The sequence below is a fragment of the Variovorax gracilis genome (assembly GCF_030317115.1).
Taxonomy (GTDB): Bacteria; Pseudomonadota; Gammaproteobacteria; order Burkholderiales; family Burkholderiaceae_C; genus Variovorax; species Variovorax gracilis.
In genome coordinates, this window is record NZ_JASZYF010000035.1 from 1 (window position 1) to 13239 (window position 13239).

The 13239-nt window shown below is 61.2% G+C and carries 13 protein-coding genes and 1 pseudogene; 5 read left to right on the forward strand and 9 right to left on the reverse strand.

From position 1 onward, the window contains the following. On the forward strand, window positions 1-635 hold a 635-nt coding region (locus tag QTH97_RS32115; protein ID WP_286572643.1), incomplete at its 5' end, for a hypothetical protein. Window positions 636-1079: 444 nt separating this feature from the next. Here the strand turns inward: QTH97_RS32115 and QTH97_RS32120 are convergent. From QTH97_RS32120 to QTH97_RS32135, 4 genes are all read right to left on the reverse strand, one after another. Then, window positions 1080-1505, reverse strand: a complete 426-nt coding sequence (locus QTH97_RS32120; RefSeq protein ID WP_353655688.1) for an NAD(P)H-hydrate dehydratase — start codon at window positions 1503-1505, stop codon at window positions 1080-1082. Between the two features lie 75 nt (window positions 1506-1580). Then, window positions 1581-1799 (reverse strand): hypothetical protein, encoded by a 219-nt coding sequence (locus tag QTH97_RS32125; protein WP_286572644.1) that lies wholly within the window; start codon window positions 1797-1799, stop codon window positions 1581-1583. A gap of 312 nt (window positions 1800-2111) precedes the next feature. Beyond that, window positions 2112-3311 (reverse strand): extracellular catalytic domain type 1 short-chain-length polyhydroxyalkanoate depolymerase, encoded by a 1200-nt coding sequence (locus QTH97_RS32130; RefSeq protein ID WP_286572645.1) that lies wholly within the window; start codon window positions 3309-3311, stop codon window positions 2112-2114. A 17-nt stretch (window positions 3312-3328) separates the two neighbouring features. Beyond that, on the reverse strand, window positions 3329-3754 hold the full coding sequence (locus tag QTH97_RS32135) for a ribbon-helix-helix domain-containing protein (protein WP_286572646.1): 426 nt from the start codon (window positions 3752-3754) through the stop codon (window positions 3329-3331). 527 nt (window positions 3755-4281) lie between these two features. On the opposite strand from QTH97_RS32135, the gene QTH97_RS32140 reads away from it, so the two are divergent. From QTH97_RS32140 to QTH97_RS32150, 3 genes are all read left to right on the forward strand, one after another. Further along, window positions 4282-5040 (forward strand): hypothetical protein, encoded by a 759-nt coding sequence (locus tag QTH97_RS32140; RefSeq protein WP_286572647.1) that lies wholly within the window; start codon window positions 4282-4284, stop codon window positions 5038-5040. A gap of 70 nt (window positions 5041-5110) precedes the next feature. Next, complete coding sequence (locus QTH97_RS32145; RefSeq protein WP_286572648.1) at window positions 5111-5356, forward strand: hypothetical protein; 246 nt, start codon at window positions 5111-5113, stop codon at window positions 5354-5356. Window positions 5357-6262: 906 nt separating this feature from the next. Then, a protein-coding gene (locus tag QTH97_RS32150) for an IS3 family transposase (RefSeq protein ID WP_286572649.1) occupies window positions 6263-7464 on the forward strand; the annotation gives its coding sequence in 2 pieces (ribosomal slippage) (window positions 6263-6530 and window positions 6530-7464; 1203 coding nt in all). Between the two features lie 60 nt (window positions 7465-7524). On the opposite strand, the gene QTH97_RS32155 is transcribed toward QTH97_RS32150, so the two are convergent. The 3 genes from QTH97_RS32155 to QTH97_RS32165 form a co-directional block, all read right to left on the reverse strand. Continuing rightward, window positions 7525-7686 carry a hypothetical protein gene (locus tag QTH97_RS32155; RefSeq protein ID WP_286572650.1) on the reverse strand — a complete coding sequence of 54 codons (162 nt, stop codon included), beginning with the start codon at window positions 7684-7686 and terminating at the stop codon, window positions 7525-7527. 156 nt (window positions 7687-7842) lie between these two features. Continuing rightward, window positions 7843-9378, reverse strand: coding sequence for a hypothetical protein (locus tag QTH97_RS32160; protein WP_286572651.1), 1536 nt, complete (start codon window positions 9376-9378; stop codon window positions 7843-7845). After that, window positions 9375-10019 carry a hypothetical protein gene (locus QTH97_RS32165; RefSeq protein WP_286572652.1) on the reverse strand — a complete coding sequence of 215 codons (645 nt, stop codon included), beginning with the start codon at window positions 10017-10019 and terminating at the stop codon, window positions 9375-9377. Before QTH97_RS32165 ends, QTH97_RS32160 begins: the two co-directional genes overlap by 4 nt. 578 nt (window positions 10020-10597) lie before the next feature. On the opposite strand from QTH97_RS32165, the gene QTH97_RS32170 reads away from it, so the two are divergent. Next, window positions 10598-12019: an ISKra4 family transposase gene (locus QTH97_RS32170; protein WP_444813503.1), complete on the forward strand. Its 1422-nt coding sequence runs from the start codon at window positions 10598-10600 to the stop codon at window positions 12017-12019. Window positions 12020-12062: 43 nt separating this feature from the next. Here QTH97_RS32170 and QTH97_RS32175 read toward each other — a convergent pair whose 3' ends face one another. Both QTH97_RS32175 and QTH97_RS32180 read right to left on the reverse strand, forming a co-directional pair. Next, window positions 12063-12308, reverse strand: a complete 246-nt coding sequence (locus QTH97_RS32175; RefSeq protein ID WP_286572654.1) for a hypothetical protein — start codon at window positions 12306-12308, stop codon at window positions 12063-12065. A gap of 14 nt (window positions 12309-12322) precedes the next feature. Then, a pseudogene (locus QTH97_RS32180) lies at window positions 12323-13063 on the reverse strand (IS4 family transposase); the annotation flags it as partial. Between the last annotated feature and the right edge of the window lie 176 nt (window positions 13064-13239).

Here is a 13239-nt window from a genome sequence, read left to right on the forward strand (position 1 = left end):
TGAACTCGTCCGTGTATTGGCGCTTCGGCAACTTGCCATCTCTCATTTCATTTTCTCCGTACTCCAGAAGTTACCAACTTCTTGCTGTACGTGAAATCGAGGCAGGGTCAATGTCCCTTGCAATAGTCGAAGACGCTTTGGCTCATGAAAGCGCTGTCGTTGTCCGAGTCCACGCCGAGCATCGCAAACGGCAGGTCGGCAGTGACCTTCTCAAATGCCTCGCGATCACCAGCATCTGGTCGCGCACCCGCATGGCCACGCACTCGGTCCAGCCAGTCGGAGAACGTACGTACCGGGATGCTGCGTCGAATCGCCGAACCCACACCTTTGCGGCGCTTGCGTTGCCCATCGATGTGCGAACGCGCCTCAGCCAGCACGCGATCGATCGTCGCAGCGCTGACCTGCAGGACCTAGGTCTTCACAGCAGGATCAAGGTCAAGATGTCCGTGCCGTTCCATGGCATCGACCAGCACCGCGATCAGAGCCTTCAGGCGTTTACCGCAAACCCGATCAGCCGCTTCCCACAGGACCGTCAAGGGCTGGCGCACCACCTCGTCGTAAAGACGGTTGCAGGCGCGCACCACCTTCCCAACAGCCGTCGGCTCTCGCAGCACTCGGATCGCGTGCTGCGGTGATAGCGGGTCAGGGCCACGAACTCGTCCAGGATCTTGATCCGCTCGCCGTACGACGCGCTGCGATACCGTACCCGCAGCGTCCCGAGCAACTCCTTGCGTGTCGTCATGATGATTTGCCTCGTCACGTTGTTCTGCTCCCGCCCGACAATCCGACGGGTAGCAAATTACGTGAGGCAACAGGTCAGCACCGGTAGCAGTTCTGATGAGTCAATGCGCCGCTCAAGATAATTGACGTTGAGCGCTCGAAGTAGTTGACGCCGGGCACGGGGAGCAGCTCGGCACCGGCCAGCGGCGCGTGCAGGGGTCAAGAGCCTAGAACGCCTCACCCCTAGCCACCTGCGCAACGGCAAGATCGTCCGCAGCAAGTCTTCAAATTCCGGTACCCGCATGCACTCTTGCCTTCACTGGTGCGCGGTCGCCGCAGGGGCGCCCCTTAGTGATGGCTCAGGAAGAAACGCCCGCGCGATCGGCAGGCAGGGCGCGGCGGTCATCGGGTGACACCGCTCTTGCTGAGCGCGTGCAGCCGGGCCGGCAGCTCGCCGGCCAGTTCCCGCGCGAGATACCCCAAGGGCCGTGCGAGCGAGCCAATGCGGCGCCGGTGCTGGCGTGGGCCACGACCCCCCATGCACATGCCGCGACCGGCGGCAATCCACGTGCTGCCAGGCCGCCGATCAGTCCTGCCAGGGTGTCTCCAGAGCCAGACGTCGCCAGAGCATCCCGAGCGCGTCGAGGGCACCCTGATCGAGCGCTGGATTCCAGAAATGCTCGAGAAATCGCCGAGCACGCCAGGGGGTCCAAAGCCCCGTCAGCCGTACGAATGCCTGGCACCGCAAAGAACGCGGGAGCTGCGAAGTGCTCCAACGAGGTCACGCGAGCGCCGAAGCTAGCCTCGGTACGACTGGGAGCAGCGGCCGCAACTGATTTCCGAGTTCAAGCCGGGTCTGCTCATTGACCGCTACGTGGCTTTGTCAGCGGGTTGCTCATCTGCTGCAACCATCCATCGGTCCAGAAATCGATGACCTGCTTCTCGAATTCGGCCTGCATCGCAGAAGCTTGGCGTTGCATCTTGCTCGCTGCCATGCCATGGGCAGTGCTCATCATCTGGTTGGCGGTACTGAGCCACATGCTCATGAACGGGTTGCTTGTCATCCAGGGATTGGTCATCGAATTTCCTTGGTTGATGAAAGGTGAGACTTCGATCCACCACTTCCCTCAAACCGTAGGACAAGCGCCGCATCCCCTGTCGCCAAACACTGCGGCGCTGGATTGACTTGGAGGGCGAGCGGGACTCCCTGTCGGACCGAATCCCTTCGTCAAGGTCCTGCTTGAAATGGGGAAGGACCCCGTATCGTCGTCCCGGCTGTTAAAGAAGGCGCACATGTGGAACGATTCAACCGTGTACCAGCCAGGAAAAGGGTGTTGTCCATGTCCGGGCCTTTGCAAGTTGAGCCCATTGTGGTTCCGAAAGCGCCATGCCTATCCAGCGCGACGAGGATGGGCGAGAAAGAACCGCAGCATCTCGGCGCTCGCATCAGCACCGGCGGGGTTGGTGTAGCTTCCTCGCGAGCTACCGCCCGACCAGGCGTGTCCCGCGTTGTGCAGCTGCCAATATTCGGCAGTGCTTCGCCCGGCTTCGTCCGCGTAGACCGTGCGGGTGTAGCGTTGCCCCTTGCCGGAATGCCCCTCCGCGGTACGCGCGGACGGCATCCTTCCAGTGGCCTGCCCAGTCGCGAGGCGGGCCGCTTCGATGATTGCAGCGCCATTGCTCACGTGAACCGTGGCATCCGCATCGCCATGGAAGACGATGGTGGGCGGAACCGAACTGCTGGCCCCTCCGGTGGGCGTCGTGGCGCCGCCACTGCGCATTGCGGAAAGTGCGGTCATCACATCGGTGGCTGAACCGCTGGGCAAGCCCGAGTGGACGCCGACTGCGGCGAAGACGTCCGGATAGCAGCGCCCGACGACGTCCGCCATGGCCCCCCCCGCAGACAGTCCGGCTACGTAGACGCGCGCCGCGTCAACGTGATGCTCAGCCGCGATCGATTGGGCCAGGGCTGCCAGGACTGCGGGCTCGCCCCGTCCGCGCTGCTGATGTTGCGGCTTGAACCAGTTCCAGCATTTCTGTGCGTTGGCATGCTGGGTCTGCTCCGGATAAAGCACGACGACCCCCAGGTCGCGAGCCAAGGCATTCATCTGGGTGCCCGCCGCGAAGTCGGCAGCGCCTTGCGTGCACCCGTGCAGCATCATCACCATGGGGCGTGGCGCGACTGCGGTGCCGGTTGCGGCAGGCGGCACATAGAGCTTGTACGCCAGCGTGCGCCCTTGGTGCGTGAAGCTGCCATCGATCCACCGTTCCTCGTGAGGGCTATCAATTTCGACCGAATGCGGGTCGACCTTTTCTTCCACCGCGACGCCGGACTGGCTGTCAGGCAGGGTCTCCTCCACGATCTCGGGAGGCGCGTCGATCACGCGAGTCAGACCGTCGAGTACCAAGGCTTCGCCCGACGGCATAGAGCCGCGAGGAGTGGGCGGAGGTGTCGCGGGGTCGCTGACACCGAACACTTCGGAAGCGCCTCCCCGCAGGGCGCGCTGGATCGCTTGCGTCGCCTCCTGGAGTTGCCCATTTCGGGTCAATTCAGTCGCCTTGATCATCAGTTGTTGGAGCAAATCGTTCATGAGGTTCTTTCGTGGGTTTAGTGAATTCGTCCGGCGAGCGCAGTCTTGACAGCGCTGCTTGCCTGCAGCGCTCCGAGCACAGTGATGGATTCGATGGCAGCCAAGGCCAATTCGGGGGTCACGTCGTGACTGAAACTCGCGAGACCGAGCACGCGGATCTGCAACTTCTGTCCCGAAGCTCGTGCCGCTTCTAGATCGGCCGCGGAGAAGTGTTGGAGGCCGAGCACCAGCAGCTTTCTGGCGACTGCCTGCTTGAGGGCATCGCCGTGTGTGGCCAACTGGTTGCGAATGGCGGTGCGGATGAAATCTGTCCGATTCGCGTAGAAGCTCTCGGCGACCAGGAGGTCGATGTGACCCAGATCGACAAAGCCCAAGTTGATGGTGATCTTTTCGGAGTCGGCCACCTTAGAGGTGGGAAGCCGAATAACAGTGTTTGAAGTCATGTCGCCATCCTAGCACCATCCGGTGGGATGGTGCTAGGATGGTTTGTTGCCTGAATGCCTAATTTCGGCAGCCGCATGCAAGCACGTAGAGACTGCAACCTTCGCGAAAGCGGCGCCGATTTGCCGGACGCTGAAAATGAGCGCACCGCGTCGCCGGGCGGTACGCGTCCTTTCGCTCGCGCTGAACCGTGCCTCAGTTGCTGCTGTTGCAGGTGGTCTGTGCCCGCGTCGCGCGTCCGGCATGCAAAGGCGCCGGCCATGGAACCCCGCCCGCTGCCCGACATTGGCGGCCTTCCATAAATGCCCACCCGTTGCCGTACGCGTTCGGCGCGAGCACACGAAGTAGGAAGGCGCCGATATACACGCTCAATCCTCGATGTAATAAAGGCAACGCACTCAGGGCCACCACCATGTCTACCGTTTGTGAACGTTGCGGAGGAAGCAACCGCGCAACCGCGATGTTCTGTATCGGGTGCGCGGGGAAGCTACCTGGATTCGCGGCTTCCGGCCCGTCCGCACTCGAGCAGATGAAGGCGTTGTCGACGCGATCGCGCGGCACTGCATCCACTGCCGAGACGGAACCAGATGGCGCCCAGGAACTCGTGCTGCCATCCGACACCAAGGCGTTCTGGTTGCAACTCGGAGCGCTCGGCGTCGCCATGTCGATCGGCTTCATGGGCTGGTTCTTGCACGCGACGGGCAAGCTTTCCGCCCACGCGGGCGGAAAGCTGGTGCAGTTGCCCGAAGCCACCGCGCCACAGCGAACAGCCAAAGAGTTCGCGTCGCCGTCTCAACCATGGCCTACGGTCACCTTCGGACGATCAGCGCCGCCTCCAGTTCAAGCGTCAGGTCCCGCGCCGGAGCCCAGAGCTGCGATCGCTTCGCTGCCCGATGCTCCGATCGGCAACTTCCGCGTGCCGCTCGCCAAGCCCGCGGCGGCGATGGCCGGCGTCGCTTCGCCGCGCGAATCGAGCCCCGATCCCCAGATTCAGGCCGTGGCGAATTTCTATCGGGCGTTGTCCGCGGCGGATGGCAGGACGGCAGCTGCATTCGTCGTCCCTGCGAAGCGCGGCCTCGGCCCGTTCAACGAGGCCAATATCTCAAGGTTCTATGGCTCGTTCGAACGGCCGCTCCTCATTCGGTCGATACGCTCGATCGATGCCAGCGTGGTCGAGGCAAAGTACAGCTATCGAGTTTCCAGGACGACGTGCGAGGGGACTGCGATTGTTGAAACCGAGCGGGTCGGCCAGGAAACCTTGATACGGCGCATTCGCGCCAACTGCTAGGCTGCGCGGGCGACTGCACGACATTGCATGATTGATCGGTCGATCTGCACGCAACTCGAAGGAGAACGAAATGTCCGAACAGTACCGTCGCTTAGCCGTTTTTGTCGACAACCCCGGCGAGGGAAATTTTGTGTGGATCGTGCTCGAGAGCACTGGCGATCCCGCTGTCTGGCTTGATTTGGAAACGGGCAGTGACTCCTATCCCTCTTGGATCGAAGCCTTCGACGCAGGCAACGACGCATTGCTCGCCTACGTCGACGACGAAAATCTAGGACCGATCGGAGAGGCACTCGGAGAAGGCGATGAGGATGCCTGAGCGGGGCGCCCAGACATCCGCTGGTCCGTCCTGCTAGCAGCCCCCTTGTCAACCTGATGCCACTATCTGGCGATCAGGGCGGTCCTCCTTTTGACCAGCATTGCGGCGACCGCTGTTCTGCACCTCGTCCTTCACCAATACAGTTCGCGCTTGGTCCGACTCGGGGTAGCCGCATCTTTTGCGCAGATTGACACGGTGTCGCGATATTTTCCCTGCGAGTTCAACAAGGTGCTCGGAGGGTCGGTCGACGTCAGGACGCGGTCGGCAAATACTTGTCGCGCTTGGATCTTCTGAGGGCACCGTGTCAATTTTCATCAAAGATACGACGACCCCAAGTCGCGATTTCCTTCGGAAGAAGCGGGGGGCTTTATTCGCGAGCGTAGGGTTCTGCATCGTCCCTGCAACGCCTGTCTACTTAAGCAATTCCGGCAACAACGTGGTTGACCAAAGCAAACCGAAGACGTCGCCTCCAGCAATGCTCGCGATGGGCACTTTGCTCGGTCTATTCCCGAGTTCATGAAAAAATCTTACGAACAGAATTCCTTCCAGTTCCATTCCGCGCCTTTCGCAGATGGCCTCGTGCCTGGCTATCTCCGTGGACACCCAGATCGCGACGATTGAGTTGAAGATTCCGACCAGCGGGACAACGAAGTGAAGGGCTGTCAGAAGGTCGGATGAAAGTTGAGTTTGCTATCGGCTGAATAGGATGCGGCCAGCGCAGTGGCGAGCAAAGTGTTTAGTGTCAAGAAGACACCATAGCTGACCCAGGTCGTCTGAGCCAAGGTGTGGAAGCTTGTGACCAACTGCTGGTGCTCCATTCGCGCGTCAAGACTCAGTTGCTCGTTAAGCCTTTGAAGTTGACCCGATTTCGCGGACACCCGATCCTTACGGAAGAAGGAGTCCGATATGCCTACACCAAAGCCTCCGTACCCGGCGGAGTTCCGCCGACAGATGGTCGAACTGGTCCAGGCGGGCCGCACGCCGTCACAGCTCGCGCGTGAGTTCGGCTGCACTGCCCAAAGCATCTCCACTTGGGTGGCGCAAGCCGCCGCGGACAGCGGCAAGCCCGCACGTGGGAAGGACGTCTTGAGCAGCGCTGAGCGCGAGGAACTCGTGCGGCTGCGCCGAGAAAACCGACAGCTCAAGCAGGAGCGGGACATCTTGGCAAAGGCTACGGCCTGGTTCGCCGGCAAAGGCGAGAAGACATCCATCGGGTCTACGAACTCGTGAGTGCGAACCAGGCCAAGGTTCCAGTGCATACGATGTGCCGCGTGCTCAAGGTCTCTGCGAGTGGCTACTACGCGTGGGTCGACCGACCGCCGTCGAGGCGTTCGATCGACGACGCGGTGCTGGTGGAACGAATCCGAGCAATCCACGCCGAGTCCGACGCCACCTACGGCATGCCACGTGTGCGCGCCGAACTGATCGACCAGGGGACACGGGTCAGCGGCAAACGCGTGGCTCGGCTGATGCGTGTGAACGCCATTCGAGGCATCAGTCGGCGTCGTGGCTTCATCGTGACCACGCGACGCGACGAGCGGCAACGCCCTGCGCCTGATCTGGTCAAGCGTGAGTTCATTGCCTGCGGCCCTAACGAGCTGTGGGTCGCTGACATGACCTACGTGCCCACTTGGGCGGGGTTCATCTTCCTGGCCATCGTGCTGGATGTATGGAGCCGGCGTGTCGTGGGTTGGGCGATCGGCGAGCAGATGACCGCCGATCTGGTGCTGGCGGCGCTGAACATGGCGCTGCAACAGCGCAAGCCCGAAGGCGTGATCCATCACAGCGACCAGGGCAGCCAATACACCAGCATCGCCTTCGGCGAACGGTGCAAGAAGATGGGCGTGCGCCCGTCGATGGGTACCGTGGGCGACGCCTACGACAACGCGATGGCGGAAAGCTTCTTCGCCACGCTCGAATGCGAACTGATCGACCGGCGCAGTTGGCAGACCAAGACCGAGGCCCGGCTGGCGTTGTTCACGTACATCGAGGGCTGGTACAACCCGCGCCGGCGTCACAGCGCACTCGGACAGATCTCGCCGGCAACGTTTGAAAGGAAACACCACGACGCAAGTCCAAGCAGCCGTCTCGCCTCGAACTCGACTTGACCACCGTCGGCGTCTGCGTGGCATGCGCCACGCCGCCGGTGGACAAGTCTTCGCTGCCAATCAATTCGACTTGAGAATCAAGTCCCACCCCGTCCGCGCAACAGGGTCAAGTCCACTTTGCGTGTCTTCAAATCGATAGGTGAGGTCATCTTGGGTCACCCCGTGACTTTTGATTGAAATCTGGCGGTTAAGATCAAAGTCAACCAGATCCGACTCGATCATTTGACTTCTGCTCCCTGATGCCGGTTTCGAGAATCGCCCCTTGATCTTGCCTTCGCCGTTGGAGGAATCTGCCTGGCTCAGCGCGCACCACCCGTGCAAACAACAGGGGATCGGTCCCACTTGGCGACTCGCCGGGGCCGCCCGCGGCTCCGCAATTTATTGCGGCCGTTTGAGCCCGCACTCATTGAGCACGTTTTCGAATAGGCAGTTCGGTTGAAACGCCACCGGTGCCTCCCGAAACGTTCCGCAGCCGCGCGGCATGTGCCTACGGCATTCGCCTTCGAACGAAAGATTTGCCGAATCGATCCCTGGGAACAGGCTGTGGGCACGAGGGCAAAACACGGGCGTGTTGCCACGCACGAGTTGCCGAAGGACCTCTCCCAAGACCAGATGGTGCCACCATGCCGATTGCACACGCGCCGGCAAAGAGTCAATCAACAGTTTCCCATTCGCCACGCGCACTGGCGGGCTGCCGATCACATTCAAGGCGTTCAGAAAGTCGCTGACACCTCGAAACGCGCGATTTGAAGTTGCTTGGCGCAATTGCAGAAGCGGAACAACACAATGCTTCGCCACATACGCTTCCCAAATGGCCAGCGAACTAAGTAGAGAATCATCATCCTTGACGCCGTCCCAATCGGGGCGCCGCTCAAGAGATGCCAGAAGTCCATCATAGGCGTGATCAACTTCAGGTTGGGTCGATTGAGCGGCTGCGGCCAGGGCCTTAAGGTCGCTGGCTACGAGCAGGTCGACTAGGTCATTGCCCAAGCGATCAAACTGTATGCCGGTAGCGCCGTGTTGAAGATGCACCGTTTGAATCACACCGGTTGTCAGTACGCGGTCGGTGAGGGAAAGGATCAAGTCCCTCGGGAACTGGAGAATTCCATGGTTTGCGAAGTGCTTGCTGATGAGCAGGTCCGTAACCATGTAGGAGGTCACGGATTGCGCCACGGCTTGTTCAGTGTCCGTGCCTTCGGTGTCTCCATGTGAGATTGTCATTCGATGGGGTAGGGTCAACTCACGCGCGATCTCCGGTGGAAAGCAATGAGAAGACATTTCTCGGCAGACAGCATGTGCGTTGCCCTCCAGGAGCGCCTCGAGTCCGATCGGATGCAGCACTGAGCGCAATCTCGCTTCGCCGTCGGCGCGAACGCGTGCAATGCGGAGCGGGAAAGCGACTACTGTGTCTCCGCCCTCATAGGCCATGTCGACGGTCAGTCCCTGCGTGTGGCCCTCTACCTCCAAGGGCGCAAATGGTGCGACATATAGTTCCTCAGCGGCCTCGAATGTTCTGGCGTGTCGAATGAAATGCCGGATCGGCTCAGGGCATACTCCAGACGCGGCCCAGTTGCCCAGGGGGAGCGTCCATGGCATCCGAGCCGCGTTGAGCGTCTGGCCGATCTGGACAAATTTCCGCAGCAGGGACAGGCGCCCGAGGAACAGGCTGATCCCGGCGGTCGTCCCGAACATGTCGAAGTAGTGTCGCATCTCATGGAACAGGCTCGTCACCTCGTAGGCAATGCGCAAGAGTTCTTCATGACCGTGGTCTTCGACACGTATCGGTTGATGGCTTCGAATCCGCTCCACGACCGCCTTAGCGGGTTCGGACAAGGTGAACGCAACCATTCCCAGGGGGTAGTAGAAGGATCCCACCTCTTCTTCGGTCGCACGAGAAAAGAAGGGCGCAGTCATAGCTTGATCGCCCACCGGTTCTCGGCGTTGGTCACGTCGTCTTCTTGTGCACCCCAAGTGATGACCCTGATGACCCCCTTTGACTTCAACTTCGTGAAGGCAAGCTTGGCACACTCGGCCGACATGTTCGCGTCCGATTGAATCTCTTGCGTTGTTGGATAGAGATCTTTGTTCGTGGTGCGATGCCGGGCACGCACGCGTGTCATCGCTTCAAGAACAGCGATCGCTTCAGAGTCGCCGGGTTGCTTGAGCACGACCAGCTTGCTCCAGAGCGTCTTCAGCACTGAACCCAGCTGCGTGGTCGTGAGAAGACTCGGTCCAGTGGTGAACAGCACGATCGCGAGCCCAAGTATCTGCAACCCAGCTTCCGTGGCTGCATCGCCAAAGCTGAAGGCCACGAGCATGTTGGCGCGTCCCGACTTGTAAAGAACGCTCTTGAAATTCGGGGGAGCAGATACTTGTAACTCTCGCGTGGTCACAAGCGAGTGCCCGCTCGTGGCTTCAGCCAAGAGCAACTGCGCCAGGCGGGCACGAAGCGCTTCAAGTTGCTCGGGCTCGAACGACGCCGCGACCGCCGTGGCGTGCTCGCCAACGCGTGATAGACAGTGCTGGAGAACCTCAGTCTCTAGTACATCGGACATAGCCAACCTCTATGTTTCCAAGGGACCCATACCGCCAGAACGTGGGTCCGGTGGGCGTCCCGCAGTCACGACAGACCCCTGCGCAATTGAGACTCGAACAAACGAGCGCCTCCTCCCTATGCCCGCGCCCGTGCGATTGGGGTGTCTTGATGCAAGACAGGGTGTCCAAGTTGCGCTACGCGTGGCCAGTGCGCTGTCTAGCCATGGGAAGCCTGACAACGATTGCTCGGCTTGTCTTCCCCAATGGAGGTGACAGCATGGTTTGCTGTGGCGCTCTTCAGAAGCTGTGCGATTGATATTTCGGCCAAGTGGCGATCTGGCTCTCGGGAGGGCTTGGCCAGGAGCACCTCGGTCGACCGAGTTCGCGCCTTTGGGCGCCCGCCCGAGGGATGCACGCGGGCAACTGGACTCTTCTACTGTCAGCTTGAGCGTGAGGTTGACCGCATTTGGCGCGAGGTCGAGGTCGCCGCTGACAAAGAGTTACGATGCCTAAGGAAGGAAGGGGGGAGCGTATAAATTTTGGGGGAGTGCCCTGGGCCTCGCCGTTCACCTGCACCCCTTCTTGCGCGGCGGAGGTCATCATGGATCTGCAGTGGATCGTGTATGTGCAGCGTCAGGGTAGCTGTGATCGAGTTCCACTTGCTACGCTCGAACGTCCGCTGGCGACAGCGACGGCTGGCGACTTTGGGCTGTCAATCCGCGAGGGACGGAAGTTGCTCGCGGCTTTGCAAGGTGTTGTCGCGCAGGATCAGATCGTCGCCTATGACATTCATCGGCGTTACTGTCGCCATTGCGGCTCGTACCGCCGGATCAAGGACTGGCGGCCCCGGACCTTCGCGACAGGGCTCGGGGAAGTCCATGTCAGGGTTCCGCGCGTCGTTTCTTGCCAGTGCACGCCCGAGCCACTGGATGACAATGATGAACCGATCGACCTGCGGTTTTCTGAATGTCCGATCGAGCAATTGCTGCCCGCGCGCAGGACGCCTGAACTAAGCTACCTGTGCGCAAAGCACGGCGCGTCCAGTTCATATCGAAACGCCGCTCGCGCCATTGCAGATCTTGCGGGCTTATCCAGGCTCAGTCACACCTCGGTGCGCAAGGAGACAATCGCCTGCGGAGAACGAATTGAAGATGCGCAGTTCGCCGTTGGCTGGCACGCGGTCGCTCGAAGGTCAGACGGTGCCAAGCATCTTCGAGTCGCCATCGACGGAACGATTCTGAACGCCTCGCCCTACCAGGATGCAGCCAAGTTCGAGGTCGTCGCAGGTCGTGTCGAGCGCGACGGTCTCATGGGCCGGCGTTTCGTGTGTGCGCTTCCGCGGCGAACGCTCACAATGGTGCTGATCGCTGCTGCGCTCGAGCAAAGCGGCTGGACACCAGCGACACTCGTCGATGTCGTCACCGACGGAGCCAGGGGCATGCGCTCACTGGTGACCTCGGTCGTGCCGCGCGTCGCGCCAAAAATCCTCGATTGGTTCCATCTCGGAATGAAGCTGCATGCAGTGAAGGGCCCAATCTACGCACGGTGGTACTTCGCTGGCGAACGCCCACTGTTGATCACACGAAGTGAGCGGCTCTGGAAAAAGATCCGCAATGCGTTGTGGAGAGGAAATGGCGAAGCGGCCATTGAGATGACACGAACGCTGGTGGCTTCCTTGCACGAGGAGCTTGATGCACTGGAACCTTTCTACAGGCAGTGCGCCGAAACCGCGCACGGCGCCGCCAAGGCGCTGCTCGGCTTCCTTATGAACAACAGGAAGGACCTCGTGGACTATCAGCGGGAGAGGATGAAAGGACGGCGGATCTCATCGGCATCGGCGGAGTCCGTGATGAATCACGTGGTCAATCGCCGGATGTCAAAACGGCAGCAGATGCGTTGGTCGATGAAAGGGGCGCACTGCCTCTTGCAAACACGAGTTGAGCTCCTCGATGGCCGGCTCGAGGAACACTTCGCAAACCGCTTCCCGCACTTCAGATCGCCGGAGCTGAGTCACGCGTGAGGGGACTCCCCCAGATTTTGTCCGCTCCCGGCATTACCTGACCTCAACAGCTGCCGAAGTCGATGATGAAATCCAGCCGTCGTACGAAGGCCGGATCGAAGCGCTGGCGGCTGTTGCTGGTGAGGACCACCACGCCGGCATGCAGGAGCAGGCGCACGCCGTCGCAGGCGCGGGCGCGCGTGGCCGCGCCCAGGCTGTCGTAAAACCGCTCGCGGTGTTCGCAGCGCTGCACCGCGCGCATGAGTTCGCTGCGCACCGCGGGGCTCACCACCAGTGCGTCGTCGGGCATGGCGCCGGGCAGCGCCTGCGCCAGCGCATCGCGAGCAGCACGTCCACCCCCGCAGCCATCAGTGTGGCGATCAGGAAGTAGTTGCAGTACAGGGCGTCGGCCAGCATCACGTCGCCCGGGCGCAGGCTCCCCAGCACTTGGCGCACCAAACCCAGCTCGCCAGTTCCCTTGCCTTGGTGCGGCCCGATGGCCGCATCCAGCGCCGCCCCGGTGGCCAGGCAAATCACCACGACCAGCCGCGCCAGCGGGAACCCCACGCCACGGGCCTGCGTGCTGGGCTGGGGATACACCGCTTGGTTCGCCGGCGTATCGGGCATCGACAGTCCTGTACCGTCTACCAGCTTGACGGCACGACCGCGCCACTGCCATTGCTTTGCCGCCTTCTGGCTGAGCAGTTGGCCCGTTTGGCGGGTGAGCGCACGGACCATCTCCAGGGGCAGCCGCTGGCGCGCTCTGCAATAGCCACCGGTGCGAACGCTGCACATGCTCAAACCATCAGCCGCGCGCTGTGCCGCCCAACCGTTGACCGCCCTCTGGCACGAGCCATCAGCCTCCAGCGTCTGGCGCATGAACATCGACAACGTCACCGTCGGCGGGTACAGCCGCTCCCGGCGCTCGGGCAACTGCGCTTCGGTCGTCTCCAGCAATTCAGCACTCGTCAGAACATTAAAAAGTTCCACCGCCTCTGTCGACTTCGCGCGACGCTTCGTGCTGCTTCGGCGTTGAGGCAACGCGCTTTGATCTCTACGATTCATGCTGGCTGGCCTTTGGTTGATCGCGTGGGTGCTTCGTAAACAACCATGCTATCGACCACTGGTCAGTCACCTTCCTTCGCTTCAATCATTTACGCGCACTGCCGGGGCTTGGCGACCAAAGTAAGGGCCATTCGGTCTAGGACCGAACCACAATTTGGCCTGGACAATCTTGTCCA

Bases quoted from the DNA above. Each gene is read 5' to 3' on its own strand.
- QTH97_RS32165 (WP_286572652.1), bottom strand. From the start codon at position 10,019: ATGTCCGATGTACTAGAGACTGAGGTTCTCCAGCACTGTCTATCACGC.
- QTH97_RS32130 (WP_286572645.1), bottom strand. From the start codon at position 3,311: ATGAACGATTTGCTCCAACAACTGATGATCAAGGCGACTGAATTGACC.
- QTH97_RS32140 (WP_286572647.1), top strand. From the start codon at position 4,282: ATGAAGGCGTTGTCGACGCGATCGCGCGGCACTGCATCCACTGCCGAG.
- QTH97_RS32135 (WP_286572646.1), bottom strand. From the start codon at position 3,754: ATGACTTCAAACACTGTTATTCGGCTTCCCACCTCTAAGGTGGCCGAC.
- QTH97_RS32155 (WP_286572650.1), bottom strand. From the start codon at position 7,686: ATGATCGAGTCGGATCTGGTTGACTTTGATCTTAACCGCCAGATTTCA.
- QTH97_RS32175 (WP_286572654.1), bottom strand. From the start codon at position 12,308: ATGCCCGACGACGCACTGGTGGTGAGCCCCGCGGTGCGCAGCGAACTC.
- QTH97_RS32145 (WP_286572648.1), top strand. From the start codon at position 5,111: ATGTCCGAACAGTACCGTCGCTTAGCCGTTTTTGTCGACAACCCCGGC.
- QTH97_RS32125 (WP_286572644.1), bottom strand. From the start codon at position 1,799: ATGACCAATCCCTGGATGACAAGCAACCCGTTCATGAGCATGTGGCTC.
- QTH97_RS32160 (WP_286572651.1), bottom strand. From the start codon at position 9,378: ATGACTGCGCCCTTCTTTTCTCGTGCGACCGAAGAAGAGGTGGGATCC.